Origin of the sequence: Nonomuraea sp. NPDC049607 (assembly GCF_040675375.1) — a bacterium.
Lineage (GTDB): Bacteria > Actinomycetota > Actinomycetes > Streptosporangiales > Streptosporangiaceae > Nonomuraea.
Genome location: NZ_JBFAOV010000021.1, coordinates 117492 through 140719, shown reverse-complemented (window position 1 = coordinate 140719; position 23228 = coordinate 117492). Strand labels below are relative to the sequence as shown.

The window sequence follows — 23228 nt, the reverse complement described above, 5'->3', positions numbered from 1 at the left end:
GGGCGGCCCGACACGGCACTGACATCGTTCTGACACGGCTTCGGGCGCCGTGAAAGGCACAGGTCACAAGGGGGTGGCGGAGGAGGCGCTCACGGTTCGAGCCGCCACAGTGCGGGTCTGATGTCCTCGTCCCATGGCCCGGAGCCGATGCCGCCGAGCGCGTAGAGGGCGCCGCCCGGTGAGCCGGCCAGATCCCTGATCACCGGCACCCCCTTGTCGACGGGCGCCCGCTCGCGGATCCAGCGTCCGTCCGACAGGTGCCACAACATGCCGAGCCCGGTGGCCGCCCACAGCCCGCCGCGGCCGTCGGCCACCGCGTCCACGAACGGGTCCGGCTGGTCGCCCACCGGCCCCCACCAGCAGCTCCACCGGCCGGCGACGTTGCGCATCAGCACGCTCCTGGAGATCGTGACGTCCTCCTGGTCCACGGGTTCGTGCTCGCCCCAGCTGTACGTGCCCACGATCCAGAACTCCTCCGGCCCGGTCCGCGCCACACCCGCGATCCGCGTGGAGGGTTTGTCGGGGTGGATGGCCTCGGTGCCCGGAGGCAGGGTCATCCCGTCAGGAAAGGGGACGGCCTGCCAGCCCTGGTCCGTCCATCTCGACAGCTGGATCTTCACCTCCTCGTCCGGGTCGGGGGAGGCGATCACCCATGGATCCTCGGTGCTGCCCGACAGTTTGTCACTGTAGGAGTGCAGGGGCGCGGTCTGCCAGGCCGTGCCGCTCCAGCGCATCGCGCGGTCGCCGAGCAGCACCCAGGCTCCCTGCGCCGCCAGCTCCTCGCCGCTGACGGGCGGCACGCCCAGGTCCACCGGCCGGCTTTGCCACGCCCGGCCGTCCCAGGTGGACACGACGTAGTTCGCCGGCGAGTCGTCGGGGGACCCGCTCTGGACGATCACCCAGGCCAGGTCGGCCGCCGCGGCCCCCAGCCTGACCAGGGGATCCTTTCCGGCCGGGAACGCGGGGAGGTCCTGCCAGGACGAGCCGGTCCACCGCACCGGCCTCTGGGTGGGGCCTCTCCCCCGGAGGGCCCAGAGCGTGCCGTCCGGGGTGACCGTCGCCTGGTCGAGTTCGCCCTCTTCCGTTCCCGCCGAGGCCAGTCGCCAGGTCGAGCGGGGCAGGGTGGCGGGGTTCAGCTGGTCGACCGTTCTTCCGGGGGACGGGCAGGTGCCTGTGAGGCTGGTCATCGGCGGTCCCAGCCGGTCGGTCAGCACGTCCGGCTTGGGGGACGCGGACGGGGACGGGGTGGCCGTGGACGCCGGTGGCACGGGCCTGACCGTCGCGCAGGCCGCGAGCAAGAGGACGCCGGACAATGGGGCCAACCGCCGCACCATGGTCCGGGTTCGTAACCGCTTCTCCATACGTTGTGGGAGTCGTCGGGGTCGAAGATGGTTCAGGCGGGCAGGCTCGCGGGCCAGCGGCCGGTGGTCTTGGCGGCCTCGATCGCGGCGTGGCCGGCCGGGCGCATGCGCCCGGCGGCCGTGAGCGCCTCGGCCCTGGCGACGTTGATGCGGGACCAGGGGCTGCGGCGGGTGCGGGGCGAGTAGCGCTGCAGGTAGTAGTCGCCGTCGAACGCCCTGCGGTGGCTGTCGATCCAGCCGTGGCACAGCGCCTCGTCGAGGGCCTCGTCGAGGGTGACGCTGGTGGCGTCGCTGTTCTTCTTGGCGATCAGCAGCCAGACGTCGGGGGCCGTCCCGTGATGCTCGGCGAGCCAGGACTTCCAGGCGGTGGCGTCGTCCAGGAGCAGGGCGTCGTCGGTCATCGTGGTCAGCCCTTCCGGCCCGCGAGGACGTCCATGTAGTGGTGGTTGATCATGATGCCGAGGATGTTGCCGAACGGGTCGCGCACCGAGGCGGTGACGAACCCGGGGCCGCGCTCGGTCGGCTTGTCGAACGGGGTGGCGCCCATCTCCAGCAGCCGCTCCCAGGTCGCCTCAAGGTCGTCGACGGCCCAGTAGACGATCGCGCCGCCGTCCTCGGCGCTCCAGCCCTCCGGAGCGAACCGGGCGTCGATGATGCCGAGCTCGTGCTGGTAGTCGCCGACGCGGAACTCCACGTAGACCGGGTCGCCCTGCTCGGGACGCTGGAAGTAGGCCCGCATGCCGAGGAGGTCGGCGTACCAGTCGCGGGCGGCGGCGACGTTCTGGGCGTAGAAGCTGATGGTGGTGAGTCCGCGGAGCATGTTCTCTGCGCCTTCCGGTCGGTGGCTTGTGAGAACCATGCTGCCAGCCAAAGTGCTCATCGAATGAGCACTTTTTCTGACATCGTGGGAAACATGAGAGCGGATCGACTGGTGGCCGTCCTGCTGCTGATGCAGGCGCGCGGGCGGGTGACGGCGGCGGACATCGCCGCCGAGATGGAGGTCTCGGTCGCGACGGCCCGCCGTGACCTGGAGGCCCTGTCGGCCGCGGGCATCCCCGTCTACCCGCAGGCCGGGCGGGGCGGCGGCTGGGCCCTGCTCGGCGGCGCCCGTACCGACCTGTCCGGGCTCAAGGCCTCCGAGGCCAGGGCGCTGTTCCTGCTGCTCGGCCCGGCCGCCGCGATCGCGCCGGAGGCCAAGGCAGCGCTGCGCAAGCTTGTGCGCGCGCTGCCGTCGACGTTCCGGCAGGAGGCCGAGGCGGCGGCGGACGCGGTCGTGGTCGATCCGGCCCGCTGGGGCGAGCATCGCCGCACGCGTCCCGCGCTCGTCAATCTGCTGGAGGACGCGGTGGTCCGGCGCCGGGCGGTCCGGCTCACCTACTCGGGACGGGAGCGTGTCGTCGCCCCGTACGGCCTCGTCGACAAGGACGACACCTGGTACCTGATCGCCGGAACCCCCGACGGGCAGCGGACCTTCCGCGTCGACCGGGTCACCGACGCCGAGGTCACGGAGGAACCGGCCGACCGTCCGGCGAACTTCGACCTCGCGGCGGCCTGGGACGACGTCGTCACCGCGATGGAGGCGCGGCGCGCGACGACCACCGCCACCGCCACCATCGAGGCCCGCTACCTGCGCGTTCTGCGCGACCGCTTCGGCCGCCACTGCGAGGTGCTCCCCACCGGGGGCCAGGGCGAGCGGGTCCGGGTCGCGCTCACGGCGCCGACCGCGCTGGACATCGCCCGCCAGCTCGCGGGCTGGGGCGACCTCGTCGTCGTGGAGGGCCCGCAGACCGTCCAGGACGAGCTGGCGAAGCTCGCCGCCCAGCTCACCACGTTGTACGCCCGCCAGGCCCGGTGACGCGGCCGGTTCAGGAGACGTACAGCATCCAGTAGGGGGGCCTGGCGTAGATGCTGCTCGGACGGCAGGAAGCGGTCTTCCCGGCGGCGGTGTACGGGGCGGCCGCACGCGCGCACGCGTCCGACGTCGGGTAGACGCCGACCATGACCGGGGTGGTGGCGGCCTGCGCCGTGGCGGCCTGGGCGGCGGCCTGGGTGGCGGCGGGGAAGGCGAGGGCGGTGAGGACGAGACCGAGGCCGGCGGCCGTGCGGCGGAACGAGTTCGTGTTGATAACCATGGACAGAACGGTAGAAGTCATCCCGTTTCTGGTCGTCAAAGCGACCTTTGACGCGGTGTCCCCCTCTGGGGTGATTTTCCGCGATCGGGACATCCGCCTCCTGGGAGACGGCTCCCTCGGCTGACGGCCGTCAGCGGCTGCGGACGAGGGCGAGCATCTCGTCCACCGACCCGGCCGGATCGCTGATCGGGAACTGCACCGCCCGGATGACCGCGTCGGGATCGACCAGCAGGGTGAGGCGCTTGAAGCGGTCGACGCCGGCCGTGCGGAAGGTGGGCAGCAGCAGCCCGGCGGCGAGCCTGTCGTCCTGGTCGGACAGGAGGGGATAGGGCAACCGGGCATGCGTGACGAAGGCCGCCAACTGGTCGGGGCGCTGGGTGCTCACGCCCCGGATCGCGGCGCCCGCCGCCTCGAAGTCGGCGAACCGTGACGCGTAGGTGAGGGCTTCCAGGGTGCAGCCCTTCGTGCCCGGGATGTCGGCCCAGCCGGGCGGGTAGTCGTGGGCGTCGGGGGCGAAGGCGCCGGGGAAGAAGTAGAGCACGGTCCAGACGCCGCCCGGCGCGTTGGGCGCGACCGGCTCGCCGTCGTGGCGTTCCAGCACGACGTCCGGCAGCCTCCGGTCGACCAGGTCGTGCACGCGGCGGCTCTCGGCGGAGCCGTCCTCGCTGGTCGCGGTGAGGGCGCCGTCGCCCATCACGTGCCGGGTGCCCCAATCCTGCAGGGCGATCAGCGTGGGCAGCAGACCCTCGCCCTTCGCCGTCAGGACGTAGTCGTGGCGCGGCGGGCGGGTGGAGTAGGGCCGCCGTTCGAGCACGCCGTGTTCGACGAGCTTGGCCAGGCGTTCGGCCAGGGCCCGGCGGCTGACGCCGAGCTCGCGCTGCAGGCCGTCGAAGCGGGTGGTGCCGCCGGCGATGTCACGGACGACCAGGAAAGTCCACCAGTCGCCGATGACGCCGAGGGCCTGCGCGATGCCGCAGTCGGAGTCGTGGAGATCGGCGCGCTTCACAGGCTCCAGTATAGTGCGTTCCAGTTTGGAACTTACACGGTGAGGAGCGCCAGGATGGGGATCGACAGCGGAGGTGGCGCGGCCGTCTTCTGGCGGTGGTGGACGGCCGGCACGACCAGCGCGGTCGGCTCGGCGGTCAGCGCGGTGGCGCTGCCGCTGACGGCCCTGACGGTGCTCGACGCCTCCGCGTTCGAGATGGGCCTGATCGCCGCCGCCGGGTACGTCGCCTGGATCGTGATCGGCCTGCCCGCCGGGGTGCTGGTGCAGCGGCTCCCCATGCGAACGGTGCAGGTCGCCGCCGACCTGGCCCGCGCGGCGGCGGTCGCCTCCGTCCCGCTGGCCTGGTGGCTGGACCGGCTGACGGTCGCCCAGCTCGTGATCGTGGCGCTGGTGACCAGCTTCGCGAACGTGCTCTTCGACGTCGCCAACTCGACCTTCCTGCCGTCGATCGTGAGCAAGGAGCAACTGCAGTCGCGCAACAGCCTGACGTCCGGCACGCACGCCACCACGCAGCTCGGCGGGCCGTCGGTCGGGGGTCTCGTCGTCCAGGTGCTCGGTGCGGTGCCCACCCTCCTGGTGGACGCGGCCAGCTACCTCGTCTCGGCCCTGCTGCTGCGGACCCTGCCCGAACGCCGCCCCGAGACCGCCGACCGCCGGCCGCCGATGCGCGAGATGATCCGCGAAGGTTGGCGGTTCGTCGTCCGCCACCCGGTCATGGGCCCGTGCATGTGGGCCGCCACCGCGGTGAACACGGTCTGCGGGGCGCAGCACGCGCTCTACGCGCTCTACCTGGTACGCGAGCTGCACGCCGAGCCCGGCCTCGTCGGCCTGCTGCTGGCGGTGGAGGGCGTCGGCACGCTGATCGGCGCGGCGTTGACGAGCCGGTTCACGTCCAGGTTCGGGACCGCCCGCACGCTGGTCGCCGCGGGCTTCGTGTCGGTGGCCGGGGCGCTCGTCATCCCTCTCGGCAGCGGCTGGCAGGGCTTCGCCGCGTTCGCCGTCGGCAACGTGGTGTTCGCGGCGGGGGTCGTGGTGCTCAGCGTGGTGACCCGGACGTACCGGCAGCTCGCCAGCCCGCCCGAGCTGCTGGCCCGGGTGATGGCCACGGTCCGCTTCGTCTCCTGGGGCGCGATCCCGGTCGGCGGGCTGGTCGCCGGAGTGGTCGCCGGGTTGCTCGGCGCCCGGACCACCCTGTTGATCTTCGTCGTCGCGGCCGTCTGCGTGCCGCTGGTCCTGCTGGCGTCGCCGGTCCGGCGCCTGCGCGACCTCACCGACTTCGAGTGGAGCGAGGAGGCCGTCGGCTCGCGTGGTGTGCCGATCACATGATGATTCGCGGAAGTGGCGGTGACGTCATGGCGATCTTGCGGCGACAGGATCACACCATGAAGCGCATCCCCCTCTTTCTGTCCACCGTCGCGCTGTTGACGCTGGTCGCCACGCCGGCCCAGGCCGCCGCGCTCCGCCCGATCGTCGTGCAGCCCTACGCCGACCTCACCGAGGGCGTCACCGTCGCGCCGGACGGCACGATCTACGTCGGGCTGCTGACCAAGGGCGAGATCAGGAAGGTCGACAGCACGGGCACCGACAGCCTGCTGGCCGCCCTGCCCATCGGCGAAGGCAAGCTGAACGGCCTGGCCACCGACCGGCGCGGCAACGTCTACGCCGCGCTCAACTCCGGCCAGGCCGCCACCAACGGCATCTGGCGGATCACCTCGTACGGCGAGGCCGAGCTCTACGCCGCGCTGCCGATCGGCTTCGCCAACGGCCTCGCCTTCGGCCCGGACGACGCGCTCTACGTCACCGACACCTCGAACAGCGTGGTCTACCGCGTGGCCGACGGCAAGGCCGCGGTCTGGGCGAAGTCGTCCCTGCTCGTCGGCTCGGACGGCACCGGGGCGAACGGCATCGCCTGGCGTTCGGGCGCGTTCTACGTGGCCGTGTCCGACGAGGCGCAGATCGTCCGCATCCCGTACGGCAAGGGCGGCAAGGCCGGCGTGCCGACCGTGTACGCCAAGGACGCCAAGCTGGCCGGCGCCGACGGCCTGGCCTTCGACGTGCGCGGGCAGCTCTACGTGCCGAGCTACACGGGCAACACCCTCAGCATCGTCCGCACGGGCGGCGGCGTGGAGGTCCTGGCCGACAAGCTGGACAGCCCGGCCAGCCTGGCCTTCGACGGCAAGGCGCTCTACTTCGTCAACATCGGCGGCAACGGCGCGCCCAGCCTGATGAAGACCAAGGTCAAGCTTCCCGGCCAGCCGCTGCTGCGCGGCTGACCCCGTTCTCGCCGTCGCCGGCCGGCGGGCCGATCAGGTCGAGGAAGGCCGTGGCCGCCGCGGACGGGTGGGCGCCCCAGATCAGGTGCTCCACCCGGGCCGGGGCGTCGCCGAGCCGGACGAGGCCGAGGTTCGGGAAGCGGGGGGCGTAGGCGGCCGGGAGCAGGCCGACACCGAGGCCGTGCCGGACGAGGTCGACCATGAAGTCGCCGGAGGTGACCTCGAAGGCGACCTCGCGGTGGACGCCGGCCGCCGCGAACGCCACGTCCGACTGGATGCGCCCGGCGTGACCGGCGCGGAAGTCGATGAACGGCTCGTCGGCCAGGCCGCGCAGGTCCGTCCGGCGACCGGCCAGCGGGTGGTCCGGCGCGACGATCGCGACCAGCTCGCCCCTGGCCAGCGGGCGGCTCTGGACGGCCTTCGGCTCCGCGCGGGGCGGCAGGCCCAGGAAGGCGACGTCCGTCTCGCCGCGCCGGACACGTTCGATCAGGTCCTCGCTGCCGGCGGAGATGAGCGTGATGCGCACCCGCGGGTGCAGGCGGCGGAACTCCTTCAGCACGACCGGCAGGTCCACGGCGGTGACCGTGGGGATCGCGCCGACGGCGAGCCGGCCGCGGATCTCCCCGCTGGCCGCGGCCACCTCCGTCCGCGCCCGCTCGGCGGCCTCCAGGCAGGCGCGGGCCGCGGGCAGGAACGCCTCTCCGGCCGTCGTCAGCCGTACGCGGCGGCTGGTGCGCTCGAACAGCCGGGCGCCCAGCTCCCGTTCCAGGGCGGCGATCTGGTGGCTGAGCGCCGACTGCACGACCCGGCAACGCTCGGCGGCCCGGGTGAAGTTGCTGGTCTCCGCGACGGCGAGGACGTACCTCAGCTGTTGAAGCTCCATCCATCAATCGTGCCACGCGATAGATCCCGATCAAAACTATGTGTTGGACTCATCGATCGGTTGTCGGCAGGCTTGGCGCCATGACGCAAACTCTTACGACGCAGGCGACCCGCCCGGCCTTAAGGGCATGGGCGGGGGTCGCCGCGATCACAGCCAGCCTTTTCGTCTTTCTCACGACCGAGTTGATGCCGGTGGGCCTGCTGACCCCGCTCAGTGAGGATCTGGGCATCTCCGTGGGCGTCGCCGGGTTGATGGTGACGTTGCAGGGCGTGTCGGCCGGGCTGGGCGTGCCGTTCATCGTGGCCTGGTCGAGGCGGGTCAACCGGCGGGTGCTGCTGTCCGTCCTGCTGGTGGTGCTGGCCCTGGGGAACCTGGTGACGGGCATCGCGCCGAACTACACGGTGATCCTGACGGCACGGCTCCTGCTGGGCTTCGCCAGCGGCGTGTTCTGGGCCATCGGCGTGAGCATGGCGATGCGGCTCGTCCCGGAACGGCAGGCCAACCGGGCCGCCGCGGTCGTGATGTCGGGCATCTCGATCGCCACCGTGGTCGGCATCCCGCTCGGCACCTTCCTGGAGAGCCTCACCGACTGGCGCACCACGTTCCTCATCTGGAGCGGGCTGAGCGCGCTGGTGTTCCTGACGGTCGCCGTCCTGATCCCGTCGCTGCCGTCGGCGAACGCGGTCTCCGTCCGCGAGGTGTTCGGGCTCCCGCTGCGGAACGTGCCGCTGCGCACGGTGCTGTTCACGGTGGTGCTGTTCGTGCTCGGCCACTTCGGGGCCTACACCTTCGTCCGGCCCTTCCTGGAGGCCGGCACGGGCGCGTCCCCGCTGCTCGTCATGGGGGTGCTGATGGTGTTCGGCGTCGCCGGCGCGATCGGCAACTTCATCGCCGGGCACACCGTGACCCGCAGCCTGCGGGGCAGCTTCGTCACCGGCGCCGCGGGGCTCGTGGTGGCCATGCTGCTGCTGCTCGCCTTCGGCGACGGCGCCACCGGGGCGATCGTGGCGCTGGTCGTCTGGGGGCTGTCGTTCGGGGTCGTGCAGCTCGCCCAGGTCAACATGACGCTCGCCGCCGCGCCGGAGACCTTCGAGGCCGCCATGTCGCTCAACACGATGGCCTACAACACCTCCATCGCGCTCGGCGCGCTCTTCGGCGGGCTGTTCGCCGACCACCTCGGGGTCACCAGCGTCGTCTGGTTCGGCGTGGCGCTGACGGCGGCGTCGCTGCTGCTCAACCTGGCCACCGGCCGGCGGACCTCGCGGTCCGCCCAGCCGGTCGCGTGAAGGACGGGGACGCCTGCCTCACGGCAGTCGCCGCGCGGCGGTCGCCTCCCACGTCCGCAGGTACGATTCCGCGCCGCTCGCCAGGTCACGGACGATGTCCTGACCGGCGAGCAGACGCATGTCCTCGATCCAGTCGGGGACCAGGCCGTAGTTGGCCACGCCGTCCACGTTGACGTCCCAGACCCGTTGCCCGGTGCGCAGCCGGTCGAGCCGCACGCTCCCGTCGTAGGACGCGAACGGGTAGGTCACCGGGTTCGCGGCGTTGCCCGCGCGCGGGGCGGGCAGCCGGCCCATGCCGTTGACGTCCAGGCCGTAGCCGTAGCCGGGCACGTTGTACTGCTGCCGCAGCGGCGCCGTACGCCGCCACTCCGCGACGAAGTCCTGGGAGTTGTGGCCGTACTGGGTGATCATGCCGCCGAGTGCGTAGATGCGGGCGAAGAAGTTCGGGTCGGCCCAGCTGTGCGAGGAGATCACGCCCGGGTAGCGGGCCGCCTCCAGCAGGCCGAGCGTCTGGGCCGCGGCCTTGACGCTCATGTGGTCGATCTCCACCAGCATGCCGCGCCGGATCAGCCCCTGCACCATGTACGTCCCGAGCGAGGTCAGCCCCCGGGTGTTGCAGTGCGGCGCCGGCGGATACAGCGGCAGCGAGACGCCCGGCGGCAGCAGCCGCGCGATCTGGTCGGGCAGCACGCCGGCCGGGTCGATGGTGTTGTCGTGCTCGGGCCCCGTGCAGGTGCGGGCCTGCCAGAACGAGCCGGTGGCCAGCAGGTTGCCGACGTTGACGATCGCGCCCTGGGTGCCGGAGTCGAAGCGCACGCCGCACAGCGCGTTGTCGTACTTGTGGCAGACGAACATGCTGCGCACGCCGAGCGCGTACATCTCGTCCAGACCCCGGTCGATCTGGGCCTTCGTGCACTGGGGGATGCCGAAGATCTGCCGGCAGCCGAACGGCTCCGACGTCTCGATCCCGAGGACGACGGCCAGCTTGCCGGCCGCGGCCACGGTCCTGGCCTCGGCGGGGTCGTTCACGATGCGGAACCAGCCCCGTCCGGGGCCGCCCGACTCGGCGTCGATGTGGTCCTGCAGCTCGCGGGCCCGCTGGGCCTGGAGGCGGATGGAGGACATCTCGTCGCAGGAGTACTTCTTCAGCGGGTAGATCGCGCACAGCTGCCGGTTGGCCACCAGGTCGTTGACCAGCACCCGGAGCCCTCCCCGCCAGGCGCGCTCGACCCAGGTGTAGTACGCCTGCTGGTGGGTCAGCGAGTCGTTGGCCGGCCAGTCGCGGAAGGTGGGATAGCCCACCGGGTCGTGGGTGCCGGTGGGCTTGCCGGTCCTGGTGAAGTTCTCGTACCAGGCCAGCTCGCCGTTCGGGTAGTGGTCGGAGCAGTCGGTCAGCGCCTGCTCGATGCCGTCGGGGTCGAACGGCTCGCCGCACATGAGCTTGCCGCCGAACGCCTCGTACGAGAACAGGTGGCTGTGGCCGTCCACGAAGCCGCTTACAGCGGCGGCGGCGTGCGCGGCGGCGGTGGGGACGGACGGCGCGACCAGCGCGCCGGTCAGGAGAAGGACGGCTGCGGCCGCCCGGCGGGTGAGACGGTGGAACACGGGACCACCTCCCAGGCTGCGGTACCGGGGTCGCCGCAAGCATCCACCGCCGGAGGGGCCTCGGCAAGACCGAACATGAGCTGATCTCATCTAAATTCGCGACCGAAATGCCAGGCGGCCAGGTGGCGGAGGCGGGTGGTGATCCGCGGCGCGGCCCGGCGGCGGTCGTCGTCCCATGAGTTTTCCGCATGGGAGCCGTTGAACCCTGTCCGCGGGGACCGGCGTACACCCTGACGACGAGAACCGAGCCAGAGGACGGCGATGGACAGTCAGGGATGGGGTGGCGGGCTGGCCCTCCGGCCGCGCGACTACCTGGGGATGGGTGAGCCGCTGGCCGACGTGGTCGCGGCGGCGGGGCCGTACGAGGGCGAGGAGCTGCACCGGCTCGCCCTCGGCACGGCCGCGACCATGGCCAGGCTGCATCTGACCGGGATCGCGGGGCTGCGGCTCGGGCCGCACAACGTGCTGGTCGGACGGCTCGGCGAGGCGTCGTTCGCGCCCGGCCCGAGGAGCAGCGAGCTGCCGCCGGCCGACGTGCGCGAGTGGGCCGACGTGATCGTCTTCGCCGCCGCCGGGCACATGGAGGGCGGAACCGGCCTCGACCGGTTGCCGCCCGTGTTGCGCGCTCTGGTCGACCAGTGCCGCGACCCGGACCCCGCCGCCCGGCCGGCGGCGATGGAGCTGGTGCGCGTGCTGCTCGGGCATTCGGCCTCCGCCCGGCACGCCTCGGTGCGCGAGCTGCTGCGCGAGGCCGAGGCGTGGGCCGGTCCGTACGAGCCGGCGCGTCCGGAGGGCCGGCCGCGAGCGGCGGGCCGGCACGGCCGCGTGTCATCAGCCGAATGATCATCTTTTACTGCCGAATCGGCAAACCTGGTGATTTATGCAAATCCCGTATCTTGTTCCTCGCCCGTGACTAGGGCAATAATTCAATATCAGTAGTTGTCTGGGCGACATTTCATGATGTACGCAGCGCGAGGAGTCGCCGCGTGAATCATCGTGTGACCGACGAAGCCATGGTCCGGGCCCTGTACCGCGAATACGGGTCCCCATTGATGGCCTTCGCCGTCCGGCTGACGGGCGGCGACCGGCGCTGGGCGGAGGACGTCGTCCAGGAGACGCTGGTGCGCGCCTGGCGCAACCTCGGGGACCTGCGGACCGACAACGGCTCGTTGATGCCCTGGCTGGCCACCGTGGCCCGCCGGGTCGTGATCGACGACCGGCGCCGGGCCGGCACGCGTCCCCTCGACACCGTGGAGGAGGTCCCCGAACGCGCGAACGCCGTGGCCGCTGAGGACGACCGCCTGCTGCGCGAGATCGTGGTGACCGACGCCATGCTCTCGCTCTCGCCGGCGCACCGCCAGGTGCTCACGGAGACCTTCCTGCGTGATCGCACGTTGCAGGAGGCCGCGGAGACGATCGGCGTGCCCGTGGGCACGGTGAAGTCCCGCGTGTACTACGCGATGCGGGCGTTACGCATCGCATTGGAGGAAAGGGGCGTGGGGCTCCCATGAACGAGGTGCACCACGAGGACGTCGCGGCGTACGCGCTGGGCCTCCTGGACGACGACGAGCGCAACGCCTTCGAGCGCCACCTGCACGGCTGCCCGAGCTGCGCCGGCGAGGTCGGCGCGTTCGCGGCCATGGGGGAGCTGATGCGCGGCGTCGACCCCGACGACCTGCGCGCCGAGCCGGACGAGTCCCCGGTCGAGTCGCTGATCGTCCGCCGGGCCGCCGTGGAACGCCGCCGCCGGACCCTCCACCGGGGGATCATGTCGGCCGCCGCGTGCTTCCTCGTCGCGACCGGCGTCTTCCTGGCCGTCAACGCGGCGGCCTCGGGCCCCGACCCCGACAGCGTGCACAGCCCCGCCCGCGCGCTGCTCATGACCGGCCGCACCTACCCGGTCAGCGACCCCGCGACCGGCGTGTCCGGCGTCGTCGGCGTCGAGGACAAGGGCTGGGGCACCCACGTGGCGCTGGAGCTCAAGGGCGTCAAGGGGCCGCTGAAGTGCCGCCTGGTGGCCTTCGGCGACGACGGCCGCTCGGAGACCGTGGCGAGCTGGGGCGTGCCCGACAAGGGGTACGGCGTCGCCGGCGCCCCCGACGCCCTGCTGCTGCACGGCGGCACCAGCCTGACCCAGGACGACCTGAACCACTTCACCATCGAGACCCTGGACGGCCGGATCCTCGCGACCGTCCAGGTGTGACCGCCTACCATCGAGCGATGCGCATCGACCTGCACAGCCACAGCACCGCCTCCGACGGCACGCAGCCGCCGGCCGACGTGGTGCGCCGCGCCCGCGAGCGCGGCCTCGACGTGCTCGCGCTGACCGACCACGACACCGTCGCCGGGCACCGCGCGGCCGTCGAGGCACTGCCCGAGGGCCTGACGCTGGTGCCGGGCATGGAGCTGTCGTGCCGGCGGGCCGGGCAGAGCATCCACCTGCTCGCCTACCTCTTCGACCCCGCCGACCCCGAGCTGCTGGCCGAGTGCGAGCTCATCCGGCAGGCCCGCGAGGAACGCGGCAGGCTGACCGTCGAGCGCCTGGTCGAGCTGGGCGTGCCGATCACCTGGGAGCAGGTGTCCACGCTGGCCGGCGGCAGCCCGGTCGGACGGCCGCACATCGCCCGCGCCATGGTCGCCGCCGGGGCCGTGGCCGCGCCCGAGGAGGCGTTCACGGCCGAGTGGATCGGCACGGGCGGCCGCGCGCACGTCACCCGCTACGCCCTCGACCCGGTACGCGCGGTCCGCCTGGTGCGCGCCGCCGGCGGGGTGCCCGTGCTGGCCCACCCGAAGGCGGTCAGGCGCGGCGAGGCCGTGCCCGACGAGTGGATCGCCGAGCTGGCCGCGGCCGGGCTCTTCGGCGTGGAGGCCGACCACCTCGACCACGACGACGAGGCCCGCGCCCACCTGCGCCGCCTCGCCGCCGGGCTCGGGCTGGAGGTCACCGGGTCGAGCGACGACCACGGCGAGCTGACCGGCCACCGGCTGGGCTGCGAGACGACCGCCCCGGAGGTCTACGAACGCCTGGTCGGCCAGGCGAAGGGCGCCGTGCCCGTCACGGCGCCGTGAAGTAGGTGGTGAACCAGTCGCGGGCGTGCTCGGCGACGCTCTCCAGCGCGCCGGGCTCCTCGAACAGGTGGGTCGCGCCGGGCACGACCGTCAGGCGGGTGTCGGCGCGCAGGTGCCGCTGAGCCTCCTCGTTCAGGTCCACCACGATCGGGTCCCGGCCGCCGACGATGAGCAGCGTGGGGGCGCGTACCGCGGCCAGCCGCCCGCCGGCCAGGTCGGGCCGTCCGCCGCGCGAGACGATCGCCGCGATCGCGTTGTCCGGCTCGGCCGCCGCCCACAGCGCCGCCGCCGCGCCCGTGCTCGCGCCGAAATAGCCGATCGGCAGCCCCGCCGCCTCCTCCTGCCCGCGCAGCTCCTCGGTACGCCGCAGCAGCCGCCCGGCCAGCAGCGCGATGTCGAACACGTTCGCCCGGTCGGCCTCCTCCTCCGGCGTGAGCAGGTCGAACAGCAACGTTCCGAGGCCGGCTCTGTTCAGCACCTCGGCCACGTACCGGTTGCGCGGGCTGAGCCGGCTGCTGCCGCTGCCGTGCGCGAACACCACCACCCCCCGGGCGGCGTCAGGGACGACCAGGTCGCCGGTCATGCTTCACCTCCGACGGCGCGCTGCCCCGCTGCGCCACAACCTTGCCGCTACCCAGGCACGGCGACCTCTATCCACCGCCGGAATGGGCATTGACCTGGGAGTATGAGCAAAGAGCCGGGGCGCGAGCAGCAGAGCGCCGGCGCGCCGCTCGGGCGGATCGTCTCGGGCGCGGCGGCCGGGCTGGCACGTCTGCGCGCCCAGGGGTTCCGCGAGTGGCTGGTGGCCGAGCGGGAGGCGTTCGCCCAGACGGTCAAGGTGACGCTGGCCTGCGTGTTCGGGTGGTGGCTCGCCACGTTCGCGCTGAAGGTGCCGCTGCCCGTGCTGGTGCCGATCGGGGTGCTGCTCACGGTCTCGGCGACCGCCTACAGCACGGTCGTACGCGGGCTCCAGCAGGTCGGGGCGGTCGTGGTCGGGGTGGCGGCGGCGACGGGGCTGATCTGGCTGATGGGCGTCAACGCGCTGACGCTGGGCGTGCTGGTCGCGGCCGGGCTCGTGCTGACCCGCCTGCTCAACCTGCCGACCCAGAACGTCCAGATTCCGATCACCGCCCTGCTGGTGCTCTCCCTCGGCCGCCTGTACGGCTTCGCGCGCCTGGCCGACGTCCTGCTCGGCGCGGCCATCGGCATCGCGGCGAACCTGCTCATCCTGCCGCCGCGCTTCGTCGAGCACGCGGCCAGGGAGTTGTGCGACATGTCGGCCGAGCTGGCCGACCTGACCCAGGACATGGCCGACGGGCTGAGCGGTCACTGGACCGAGGACATGGCCCGCGACTGGCTGGACCGCTCTCGCGAGCTGTCCCAGCGCCTGGAGAACACCAAGGACACCGCCGACCAGGCGGCCGAGTCCCTGCGCCTGACCTTCCGCCGCAGGCGCCGCTACGACCGCCGCCTGCGCCAGTCGGCCGAGGCGGCGACCTGCCTCGACCACGCCGGGCACCAGCTCAGGAGCATCGCCCGCGGGCTGGTGGACCTGATCGCCGGCGCCCGCGGCCTGCCCGGTGAGAAGGCCGCCGACCTGCCCGAACCTCTGGCCGACGAGCTGCGCGCGCTGTCGCGCATCTTCCGGAACTTCGGGCTGATCCAGGTGGGCAAGGCCGCGTCCAGGGACATGGCGGACCTGTGCGCGGCCCTGCGCGAGGGCGAGCACCAGCAGCGCCACCTGACCGCCGAGCTGGCCGACTCCCGCCCCAAGGGCCCCCTCTGGCCCCTGTACGGCGCCCTGCTCGACGACTGCGCCAGAATCCGCCACGAGTTCGACCCCGACACCGGCCCCCACCGATCCGCCTTCCCCTGACCCCCGCGCAAGGGTCCGTGAACCGTGTCATGATCCCCTGGTGATCGACGCGGAGACCGGCTGGTACTTCATGCACGCCTCGATCAAGGGCGTGGTCCTGACCGACGAAGGCGTCCTGCTCTGCAGGAACCCCAGGAACGCCTGGGAGCTCCCCGGCGGCTGGCCCGACCGGGCCGACGACACCCTCGCGGAGGTCGTCCGCCGCGAGGTCCTGGAGGAGAGCGGCCTCGACGTCGAGGTCGGTGGGGTCGTCGGCGCGGAGATCTTCCACATCGCCGGCGGCAAGGTCCTGGTCGTCGCCCTGCTCGCCACCCCCGCCGGGCCGGTCGAGCCGCGTGTCAGCGAGGAGCACAGCGACCTGCGCTTCTTCCCCGTGGACCGGCTGCCCGGCGACCTCGAAGCCGGTTACGCGCCGCTGATCCGGGCGGCCGTCAGGGCGTGGCGCGAAGACGGCGGGACGCCACCGCGCAGGTGACGGCCCGCCGCGCCCCCGCTCAGGCCAGGAGCAGCGCGGTGACGAACTGGAGCAGGTGCCAGGCCACGTACGCGGCCAGCGAGCAGAACGCCCACTCCTTGCTCCTGCCCACCCGAGCCACCCAGACCAGCACCTCCACCGGTTCGGACCGCGGCTTGACCGCCCGCACCGCGAAGTACGCCGCCATCAGCCAGGCCGCCCCCGACGCGGTGATCAGCCCGACCGAGAGGGCGAGCAGCACCCCCGGCCCCGGCGGCGGGTCACCGGGGGAGAGCTGGCGGGTCCAGGCGGCCAGCATCCCGGCCAGCAGGCCGAGCGTCACCCGCCGGTCCCTGCGCGCCTGTCGCTTGAGTGACTGCAGGTCTCGACGCACATGGTTCTTGAGCATCCGGATCACCTCCGTGTCGTCGCTGGTGGCACCAGCTAACGAGAAGGTCCGGAGCAGATCTGCGACCTCACTTCCGAGATTTCCCGACTTTTAGCGGTGTTTCAGGAGAGCTCCCGCAGCTCCAGCGCCGCCCGCCGGCTCTCGAAGACGTCCCCCACCTCCTCCAGCGTGCGCACCGCCTCGGCCAGGTGGGCCACCGCCGCCGCGCGGTCCCCGAGCCTGGCGGTGATCAGGCCGAGCGCCCGCAGCGCGCAGCCCAGGTCGCGCCGCGTCCCGCACTCCAGGTGCACGTCCCTGGCCTGCTCGGCGTGGGCCAGCGCCTCCTCGGCCCGGTCCAGGTCGAGCAGCACCATGGCCAGCGTCGTCAGCGCCGACGCCCACCGGTCCCTGGTGCCCCTCTCCTTCTGCAGCTCGACGGTCTCCCTAGCGTACTTCAGGGCCGCCGCGGGCTCGCCACCCGTGTGCAGCGCCTGCGCGATCGACAGCAGCGCGCTGGCCCTGTCGTCGCCCGTCTCCTCCCGGAGCGCCAGCGAGGCCCGTGCCGCCCACAGCGCCTGCTCGTGCCACCCCAGCGACAGGTACGTGTACGCCAGCGTCTCCTGGACGTCCGCCTCCGCCCGCCGGTTGCCCAGCCCCTGCACCAGGTCCAGCGCCTCCAGCGCGTACACGAAGGCCACCTGGGGGAGGCCCTGGCGGCGTCGTACCCGGGCCAGCCGGTTGAGCATGCGGGCCTCGACGGGCTCGTCGCGGATCACCCGGCTGATGCCGAGCGCCTGGTTCAGGTAGTCGTCGGCGCGCAGGTAGTCCGACAGCCGCCAGTGCACCAGCCCGATGTCGCCCAGCGTCTCGGCCTTGCCCTGCTCGTGGTGGAGCTCGACCTGCACCGCGAGCGCCTGCTCGTAGCAGGCCAGCGCCTCGTCGTAGCGCGAGCCGTTGCGCGCGATCCGGCCCAGGGCGCCCAGGGCGCGCCCGCACCCGTGCTGGTCGCCGGTGGCCGTGTACCCGGCCAGGGCGCGTTCGGCGTCGCGCCGGGCGTCCTGCTGCAATCGGAGCCGGTCGTAGATCTCGGCCAGGCAGAGCAGCGTCTCGGACTCGGCGTGCTCGTCGCCCAGCTCGTGGCAGATCGACAGCGCCTCCAGGCCCTCCGACAGCGCCGCGTCCGGCTCGCCCAGGCTCTGCCGCACCCGGGCCGAGACGATCAGGCTCTGCGCGGTGCCCCTGCGGTCGCCCAGCTCCACCCGTACGCGCAGCGCCTGGCCGGCGTACCGGAGGGCCAGGTCGTGCCGTTCCTGCGACAGGTGCAGCAGGGCGAGCGTGTGCAGGCACTCGGCCACGCCGGCCAGGTCGCCGATCTCCCGGTACGCCTCCAGCGCCTCGCCCGCGCGGCGCAGGGCCTCGTCCCTGTTGCCCGCGATGCCGTGCACCTCGGCCAGGTCGTTGAGCGCGCGGGCCAGCCCCTCGCGGTCGCCGAGCGAGGTGAAGTCGGCCAGTGCCTCGCCGATGAACCTGGCCGCCAGCGTGGAGGGCCCGATGTCGCGGTGGATCGAGCCGAGGTGGCTGCGCATGAGCGCGACGGCCCGCCGGTTGCCCACCTGGATGGCCGAGGTCAGCCCGGCCTGCTGGACCTCCAGGTTGTTCTCGTAGTACCGCAGCCTCCTGAACGGCTCGAACACCGCCTCAGCCAGTTGCCAGGCCATCCCGTACGCGCCGCTCTCCTCGGCCAGCCGCACCGCCGAGACCAGCGAACGCCGTTCGGCCTCGAACCACTCGCGCGGCGTTTCCGGATCGGTCGCGACCGCCAGGTAGTGGTCGAGCAGCCGCACCCTGGCCTCGCGCACCCCGGCCTCGGCGTGCCGGCCCAGCTCCCTGGCCTGCCACTTGACCAGGTCGTGCACCCGGTACCGCGACCCGGGCAGCGGCTCGACCAGGTACGCCCGGTGCAGCCCCTCCACCGCCGCCACCGCCTCGCCCACCGGCACGCCCAGCGCCGCCGCCAGCACCTCCGGCGCGAAGTCCCGCCCGGGAAGCAGCCCGACGTGCCGGAAGGCCCGCCGCTGCGCGTGGCTCAGCGACTCGTACGCCAGGTCCAGGGCCGACCTGAACGCCTCCTCCGGGTCCCCGGCCAGCGGCCGGTCCGGCGTACGCAGCTCCGCCGCCCGCGACCGCACGCTCAGCCCCGGATCCTCGGCCAGCTTGGCCGCCGAGATCCGCAATGCGTACGGATGGTACGAGCACACCCGGGCCAGCTCGGCCAGCGCGTCCCGGTCGGCGGCCCGCGGCGAGCCCGCGCCGAGCACCGACACCAGCAGCGCCACCGCGTTGCCCGGGTCGAGCACCGACAGGTCCATGAGGTCGGCGTGCCCGGTGGCCCGCAGCGGCGCCATCCGCGTCCGGCTGGTCACCAGCACCACGCAGTCCTTGCCGCCCGGCAGCAGCGCCCGCACCTGGGCCGGGTCGGCCGCGTTGTCCAGGATGAGCAGCAGCCTGCGCCCGGCGATCCTGCTGCGGTACAGCAGCATCAGCTCGGCCTCGTCGGCGGCCGGCATGTGCTCGCCCACGCCCAGCGAGCGCAGGATCTGCCCGAGCGCCTCGGCCGAGCTCATCGGCGGCTGGGTCGGCGACTGGCCGCGCAGGTCGATCATGATCTGCCCGTCGGGGAACCGGTCGGCGTGCAGGTGGCCCCAGTGCGTCACCAGCGCGGTCTTGCCCACGCCGGTCAGGCCCTGCACGACCATGGTGTTCGTCCGGCGTGGCCGGTCCAGCCAGGCGGTGAGCAGGTCGAGGCTCTGCTGCCGTCCGGTGAAGTCGGACACGTCGGAGGGAAGCTGGCGCGGCTTGGGCAGCTCGCCGACCGGCAGCGGCCCGGCCTGCGCGCCCGGCCGCGTGAGGAACGGCGTCACCCGGCCGCGCCACGGCTCCGCCAGGTGCTCCCAGGCCCCCGCAGCCTCGCGCAGCGCCACCGGGTCGGCGATCCGCAGCCTCCGGTACGCCGGCCGCACCAGCCAGCCGCGCCTGACCCATTGCGCGAGCTGCCGCTGCACGACGTCCGGCGCGCTGCCCACGAGGTCGGCCAGCGTCTCCATGGACAGCGGCGGTGCCGCGGCGGAGGCCAGCCCGTACCGCTCCTCCAGGTGCAGCAGCCACACCGCCAGCCGGGCCGCGACCGGCGCGCGGGCCAGCGCCTCGTGCCTGCGGGCCGCCAGGTTCCTGGCGAACAGCTCCTGGACGAGCGCCGTCGCCACGGCCGGGCCCGCCGAGGCGTGCTCCCGTAACCGCCGCAGGTCGATCGGCCAGGCCCGGACCTCGGTCAGGGCGTCCACCTTGACGCGTTCCCCAGGGCTCCAGAAGGCCAGCTCGCCCACGAGGTCGCCGGGGCCGCGCAGGTCGTGCACGACCTCCCGGTCACCGCCGGGGACGTGCTCGCGGGCATACCCGTGGTCGATCAGGTGGACGCGGCTGACCGGCCGGACCGGCGAGCAGATCAGCTCGCCGCGGCGGAAGAGGCGGGGGCTCGCGCCCTCGTCCACGAGTGACCTGAACAGACCCACGCCGCCACCACCAATCTGGGGACGGCGGTGTCCTCGACCTGACAGGTTGGAAACAGTCCCAACGACAAAGTGTCACATCGGGCGAACACGGGTCAACGGATCACACGTGCGCGGAATCGCTCCGGTCGGGCACGAACCGGTAGCCGACATTGCGCACGGTCCCGATCAGCGACTCGTTCTCGGTGCCGAGCTTGGCGCGCAGCCGCCGGACGTGCACGTCGACCGTCCTGGTGCCGCCGAAGTAGTCGTAGCCCCAGACCTCCTGCAGCAGCTGGGCGCGGGTGAAGACCCGGCCGGGATGCTGGGCGAGGTACTTCAGCAGCTCGAACTCCTTGAACGTCAGGTCGAGCACGTTCCCGCGCAGCCGCGCGGTGTAGGTGGCCTCGTCGATCGACAGGTCGCCGCTGCGGATCTCGTCGGGGACGTCCTCGGCGGCCACCTGCGACCTGCGCCCGGTCGCCATCCGCAGCCGCGCCTCCACCTCGGCGGGGCCCGCCGATTCGAGCAGCACGTCGTCGACCCCCCACTCGGCGGTCATGGCGGCCAGACCCCCCTCGGTCACCACCACCAGCAGCGGGCAGTCGATGCCCGTGGTGCGGATCAACCGGCACAGACTCTTCGCCTGGACGAGCTCCTTGCGCGCGTCGACGACGACGGCGTCGGCGGGCGGCGTGTCGATGAGCGCCGACACCTCGGCCGGCGAGACCCGGACGGAGTGGAGCAGCAACCCGAGCGCCGGCAGCACCTCGGAGGACGGCTCGAGGGCGTTGGTCAGCATCAGCAGGTTGCTCATTACAGCCTCCTCAAACACGCAAGGACCCGGGGGCGACGTCGCCCAGGTCCTGTACGCGAGGATATCCCACGGCCTGGTCGCGTCCATTGCGCGTCCACCAGGTGAACAGCGGATCCTTTGAAACACGCGTGTTAAGAACGGCGCACAATAGAGCCGAGTCGATTGTGAGGCAGCGCATGGCCACTGGAAAAGTACGTTATTGGGCGGCGGCCAAGGAGGCCGCCGGAGTCGCGGAAGAGTCGTTCGACGCGACAACTCTTGAAGAACTGATGACGAAAATCACAGAAAACCGGGCCGAGCTCGCCCGGGTGGTCGGCCGCTCGTCCTTCCTCGTCGACGGCGCTCCCGTGGGCAGGCGCGCCCACGACACGGTCGTGCTCGGCGAGGGCGTCACAGTCGAGGTGCTGCCGCCCTTCGCCGGCGGGTGATCCGCGGCTCCGGCGGGGAAGGAGAACCGCCGGGTCGATAGGCTCGAACCCCCGCCGACGACAGGGAGCCCCATGCGCAAGCTGATCATGTTTCTGCTCGTGCTGGCCGTCCTCCTCGTCGTCGTCGACCGCGTCGCCGTGGCCGGTGTGGAGCGCGACCTCGCCAACCGCATCGCCGCCGCCTCCGACCTCGGTGACACCCCGAAGGTGAGCATCGAGGGCATCCCGTTTCTCACTCAGGCCGTCTCGGGGCACTATCCCGAGGTACGGTTCGATCTCGGCACCCTCACCTACGGAGGCGTGCCGGTGCAGAACCTGCGCGGCGCCGCCTACGACGTGACCGCCCCCCTGTCCGACGTGCTGCAGAACCGAGCCGACGTCCGGGCCGGGCGCGTCACCGTGAGCGGCACGCTCACCCGGGCCACGATCGACAAGTACGCGCCCCGGGGCATCAAGATCAGCGGCAACGGGAGGCGGCTCGTGGCGTCGGGAGAGGTGACGGTGGGGGCGCAGAAGATGCGGTTCAACGCGGAGATGCGGGTCGACGTGGCCGACGGCGGCATCCGGCTCCAGGCGGAGAAGATCCAGGGCCTGCCCGACCAGCTCGCCCACTTCGTGACCTACACGATCCCGTTCAAGGGCGGGCTGCCCTTCGACGTGAAGGTCACAGGGGTCAAGAGCGTGGCCGACGGATTGGAGTTCTCGGCCGAAGCGTCTGACGTGCCCATCCGTGGATGAGCCTGAACCGCTGCGGCCCCCCGTACGTGATGAGGGCGTGAGCGCAGCAGGCACCGCGGACGAGGAGCTCGTACGCACCCTCTTCGACGAGCACGCCGGGCCACTCTACGGGTACGTGCTGCGACTCACGGGTGATTCCGGACGTGCGGAGGACGTGGTGCAGGAGACGCTGCTGCGGGCCTGGCGGCACCCCGACGCCCTCTCCGGCCGTCCCATCCGGGCGTGGTTGTTCACGGTGGCGCGTAACCTCGTGGTCGACCAGCACCGCGCCAAGAAGGCCAGGCCGCAGGAGACCGGCGACGAGGCGCTCGCGGTCCTGCCGGCCGACGACGAGCTGGAACGGGCGGTCGAGTCGTGGGCCGTGGCCGAGGCGCTGGCCGCGCTGCGGCCCGAGCACCGCGAGGTGCTGCTGGAGGTCTACTACCGGGGGCGATCGGTGAAGGAGGCGTCGGCGACGCTGGGCATTCCGCCGGGCACGGTCAAGTCGCGCACCTACTACGCGCTGCGCGCGCTCAAGCTGGCACTTGAGGAGCGGGGGCTGGCGCCGTGATGACCTGTGAAGAAGTGCGCATCGCGATGGGCGCGCACGCCTTGGGCGCGCTAGAACCCGACGAGGCGCTGGAGATCGACAACCACCTGGCCACCTGCGAGACCTGCGGCGCCGAGCTGCTCGAACTCGAAGGCGTCGCCGCCTTCCTCGGCAAGGTGTCCGAGCGCGACGTCGAGCTGGTGGCCAGCCCGCCGCGCCAGGTGCTCGACCGGCTGCTCAACGCCCGCGCCCGGCGGTACCGGCGCGGCCGGCTCGTGCTGGCCGTGGCCGCCTCCGTCGCGGTGATCGCCGTCGGCGGCACGGTCTGGACCGTCACCCGCCAGGACACCGCGCAGCAGTCGGTCGCCGCGCCCGCGGCCGCCCCCGGATCCTCGGCGGCCGACGACTCGCTGAAGAGCGAGTCCTACGTCGCCAGTGACGCCGCCCCCGACACCCGGCTCAAGAAGGCCGTCCCGTCACCGAGCACGATGCCCACGAAAACGGGGAGAACCGCCGACGGCCGGGCGTTCAAGGGCGAGAACCCGGCCAAGGACTCCTACGCCACGGTCTACGCCCTGCCCGGCGGCGGGACCACCGAGCTGCTGGTGACCGTGCGGAACGTGCCGGTCGGCACCGAGTGCAGCCTGGCCGTCTACGACGACGGAGGGCGGCGCGAGATCGCCGGGAGCTGGACCGTCAGCCGCGAGAGCTATCGCAAGGAGACCGTCTTCCAGATGGAGACGCCGGTCCTCATGCGGAACATCACCCGCTTCGAGGTCGTCGACCAGGCAGGACGCGTCCTGGTCGAGGTCGCCGGCCCGGCGCGGAAGTAATCGCG

25 protein-coding genes are annotated in these 23228 nt (G+C 72.5%); 14 read left to right on the top strand and 11 right to left on the bottom strand.

Going from position 1 to position 23228, the window contains the following annotated elements; all coding sequences use genetic code 11:
* Positions 1-89: 89 nt before the first annotated feature.
* The 3 genes from AB0J97_RS33510 to AB0J97_RS33500 all read right to left on the bottom strand — a co-directional run bounded on the left by AB0J97_RS33510 (position 90) and on the right by AB0J97_RS33500 (position 2181).
* Positions 90-1268 (bottom strand): hypothetical protein, encoded by a 1179-nt coding sequence (locus AB0J97_RS33510; protein ID WP_364096144.1) that lies wholly within the window; start codon positions 1266-1268, stop codon positions 90-92.
* A 125-nt stretch (positions 1269-1393) separates the two neighbouring features.
* On the bottom strand, positions 1394-1762 hold the full coding sequence (locus AB0J97_RS33505) for a hypothetical protein (RefSeq protein WP_364096141.1): 369 nt from the start codon (positions 1760-1762) through the stop codon (positions 1394-1396).
* A 5-nt stretch (positions 1763-1767) separates the two neighbouring features.
* Positions 1768-2181, bottom strand: a complete 414-nt coding sequence (locus AB0J97_RS33500; protein WP_364096138.1) for a VOC family protein — start codon at positions 2179-2181, stop codon at positions 1768-1770.
* 93 nt (positions 2182-2274) lie between these two features.
* On the opposite strand from AB0J97_RS33500, the gene AB0J97_RS33495 reads away from it, so the two are divergent.
* On the top strand, positions 2275-3216 hold the full coding sequence (locus AB0J97_RS33495; protein ID WP_364096135.1) for a WYL domain-containing protein: 942 nt from the start codon (positions 2275-2277) through the stop codon (positions 3214-3216).
* 10 nt (positions 3217-3226) lie between these two features.
* Here the strand turns inward: AB0J97_RS33495 and AB0J97_RS33490 are convergent, their stop codons facing one another.
* A complete protein-coding gene (locus AB0J97_RS33490) occupies positions 3227-3493 on the bottom strand; it encodes a hypothetical protein (RefSeq protein ID WP_364096132.1) in 267 nt (88 codons plus the stop codon).
* Positions 3494-3623: 130 nt separating this feature from the next.
* Complete coding sequence (locus AB0J97_RS33485; protein WP_364096129.1) at positions 3624-4499, bottom strand: winged helix-turn-helix transcriptional regulator; 876 nt, start codon at positions 4497-4499, stop codon at positions 3624-3626.
* A gap of 54 nt (positions 4500-4553) precedes the next feature.
* Here AB0J97_RS33485 and AB0J97_RS33480 point away from each other — a divergent pair, with 54 nt between their 5' ends.
* Both AB0J97_RS33480 and AB0J97_RS33475 read left to right on the top strand, forming a co-directional pair.
* Positions 4554-5825: an MFS transporter gene (locus AB0J97_RS33480; protein WP_364096126.1), complete on the top strand. Its 1272-nt coding sequence runs from the start codon at positions 4554-4556 to the stop codon at positions 5823-5825.
* 56 nt (positions 5826-5881) lie between these two features.
* On the top strand, positions 5882-6772 hold the full coding sequence (locus tag AB0J97_RS33475; RefSeq protein WP_364096123.1) for a hypothetical protein: 891 nt from the start codon (positions 5882-5884) through the stop codon (positions 6770-6772).
* On the opposite strand, the gene AB0J97_RS33470 is transcribed toward AB0J97_RS33475, so the two are convergent.
* Positions 6738-7655 carry a LysR family transcriptional regulator gene (locus tag AB0J97_RS33470; protein WP_364096120.1) on the bottom strand — a complete coding sequence of 306 codons (918 nt, stop codon included), beginning with the start codon at positions 7653-7655 and terminating at the stop codon, positions 6738-6740. The two genes, AB0J97_RS33475 and AB0J97_RS33470, sit on opposite strands and share 35 nt — an antisense overlap.
* Positions 7656-7693: 38 nt before the next feature.
* Between AB0J97_RS33470 and AB0J97_RS33465 the strand changes: the two genes are divergently transcribed.
* Entirely contained in the window at positions 7694-8941 is a 1248-nt protein-coding gene (locus AB0J97_RS33465; protein WP_364096118.1) for an MFS transporter, read from the top strand.
* A gap of 18 nt (positions 8942-8959) precedes the next feature.
* Here the strand turns inward: AB0J97_RS33465 and AB0J97_RS33460 are convergent, their stop codons facing one another.
* A complete protein-coding gene (locus AB0J97_RS33460; protein ID WP_364096115.1) occupies positions 8960-10546 on the bottom strand; it encodes a Coagulation factor 5/8 type domain-containing protein in 1587 nt (528 codons plus the stop codon).
* 261 nt (positions 10547-10807) lie between these two features.
* Between AB0J97_RS33460 and AB0J97_RS33455 the strand changes: the two genes are divergently transcribed.
* The 4 genes from AB0J97_RS33455 (at position 10808) to AB0J97_RS33440 (ending at position 13615) form a co-directional block, all read left to right on the top strand.
* Positions 10808-11389: a hypothetical protein gene (locus AB0J97_RS33455; protein WP_364096112.1), complete on the top strand. Its 582-nt coding sequence runs from the start codon at positions 10808-10810 to the stop codon at positions 11387-11389.
* 143 nt (positions 11390-11532) lie between these two features.
* Positions 11533-12057: a sigma-70 family RNA polymerase sigma factor gene (locus AB0J97_RS33450; protein ID WP_357706187.1), complete on the top strand. Its 525-nt coding sequence runs from the start codon at positions 11533-11535 to the stop codon at positions 12055-12057.
* Entirely contained in the window at positions 12054-12749 is a 696-nt protein-coding gene (locus AB0J97_RS33445) for a zf-HC2 domain-containing protein (RefSeq protein WP_357706188.1), read from the top strand. The genes AB0J97_RS33450 and AB0J97_RS33445 overlap by 4 nt, the downstream gene beginning before the upstream one ends.
* Positions 12750-12766: 17 nt before the next feature.
* Positions 12767-13615, top strand: coding sequence for a PHP domain-containing protein (locus tag AB0J97_RS33440; RefSeq protein ID WP_364096109.1), 849 nt, complete (start codon positions 12767-12769; stop codon positions 13613-13615).
* Here the strand turns inward: AB0J97_RS33440 and AB0J97_RS33435 are convergent.
* On the bottom strand, positions 13602-14198 hold the full coding sequence (locus tag AB0J97_RS33435) for a dienelactone hydrolase family protein (protein WP_357706190.1): 597 nt from the start codon (positions 14196-14198) through the stop codon (positions 13602-13604). The genes AB0J97_RS33440 and AB0J97_RS33435 overlap by 14 nt on opposite strands.
* A 102-nt stretch (positions 14199-14300) precedes the next feature.
* Between AB0J97_RS33435 and AB0J97_RS33430 the strand changes: the two genes are divergently transcribed.
* Together AB0J97_RS33430 and AB0J97_RS33425 are read left to right on the top strand one after the other, a co-directional pair.
* Positions 14301-15491, top strand: coding sequence for an aromatic acid exporter family protein (locus tag AB0J97_RS33430; RefSeq protein WP_364096106.1), 1191 nt, complete (start codon positions 14301-14303; stop codon positions 15489-15491).
* A gap of 40 nt (positions 15492-15531) precedes the next feature.
* Positions 15532-15966, top strand: coding sequence for an NUDIX hydrolase (locus tag AB0J97_RS33425; protein ID WP_364096103.1), 435 nt, complete (start codon positions 15532-15534; stop codon positions 15964-15966).
* 19 nt (positions 15967-15985) lie between these two features.
* Here AB0J97_RS33425 and AB0J97_RS33420 read toward each other — a convergent pair whose 3' ends face one another.
* From AB0J97_RS33420 to AB0J97_RS33410, 3 genes are all read right to left on the bottom strand, one after another.
* Entirely contained in the window at positions 15986-16354 is a 369-nt protein-coding gene (locus tag AB0J97_RS33420; protein WP_357706193.1) for a hypothetical protein, read from the bottom strand.
* A gap of 101 nt (positions 16355-16455) precedes the next feature.
* Positions 16456-19902 carry a tetratricopeptide repeat protein gene (locus tag AB0J97_RS33415; RefSeq protein WP_364096099.1) on the bottom strand — a complete coding sequence of 1149 codons (3447 nt, stop codon included), beginning with the start codon at positions 19900-19902 and terminating at the stop codon, positions 16456-16458.
* 100 nt (positions 19903-20002) lie between these two features.
* Positions 20003-20695 (bottom strand): response regulator transcription factor, encoded by a 693-nt coding sequence (locus AB0J97_RS33410; protein ID WP_364096096.1) that lies wholly within the window; start codon positions 20693-20695, stop codon positions 20003-20005.
* 176 nt (positions 20696-20871) lie between these two features.
* On the opposite strand from AB0J97_RS33410, the gene AB0J97_RS33405 reads away from it, so the two are divergent.
* The 4 genes from AB0J97_RS33405 (at position 20872) to AB0J97_RS33390 (ending at position 23223) form a co-directional block, all read left to right on the top strand.
* A complete protein-coding gene (locus AB0J97_RS33405) occupies positions 20872-21123 on the top strand; it encodes a MoaD/ThiS family protein (protein ID WP_357706196.1) in 252 nt (83 codons plus the stop codon).
* A 72-nt stretch (positions 21124-21195) separates the two neighbouring features.
* Positions 21196-21861, top strand: coding sequence for a DUF2993 domain-containing protein (locus AB0J97_RS33400; RefSeq protein WP_357706197.1), 666 nt, complete (start codon positions 21196-21198; stop codon positions 21859-21861).
* 37 nt (positions 21862-21898) lie between these two features.
* Positions 21899-22411, top strand: a complete 513-nt coding sequence (locus tag AB0J97_RS33395) for a sigma-70 family RNA polymerase sigma factor (RefSeq protein WP_125643242.1) — start codon at positions 21899-21901, stop codon at positions 22409-22411.
* Entirely contained in the window at positions 22411-23223 is an 813-nt protein-coding gene (locus tag AB0J97_RS33390) for a zf-HC2 domain-containing protein (protein ID WP_364096091.1), read from the top strand. The genes AB0J97_RS33395 and AB0J97_RS33390 overlap by 1 nt, the downstream gene beginning before the upstream one ends.
* The last annotated feature ends 5 nt before the right edge of the window (positions 23224-23228 follow it).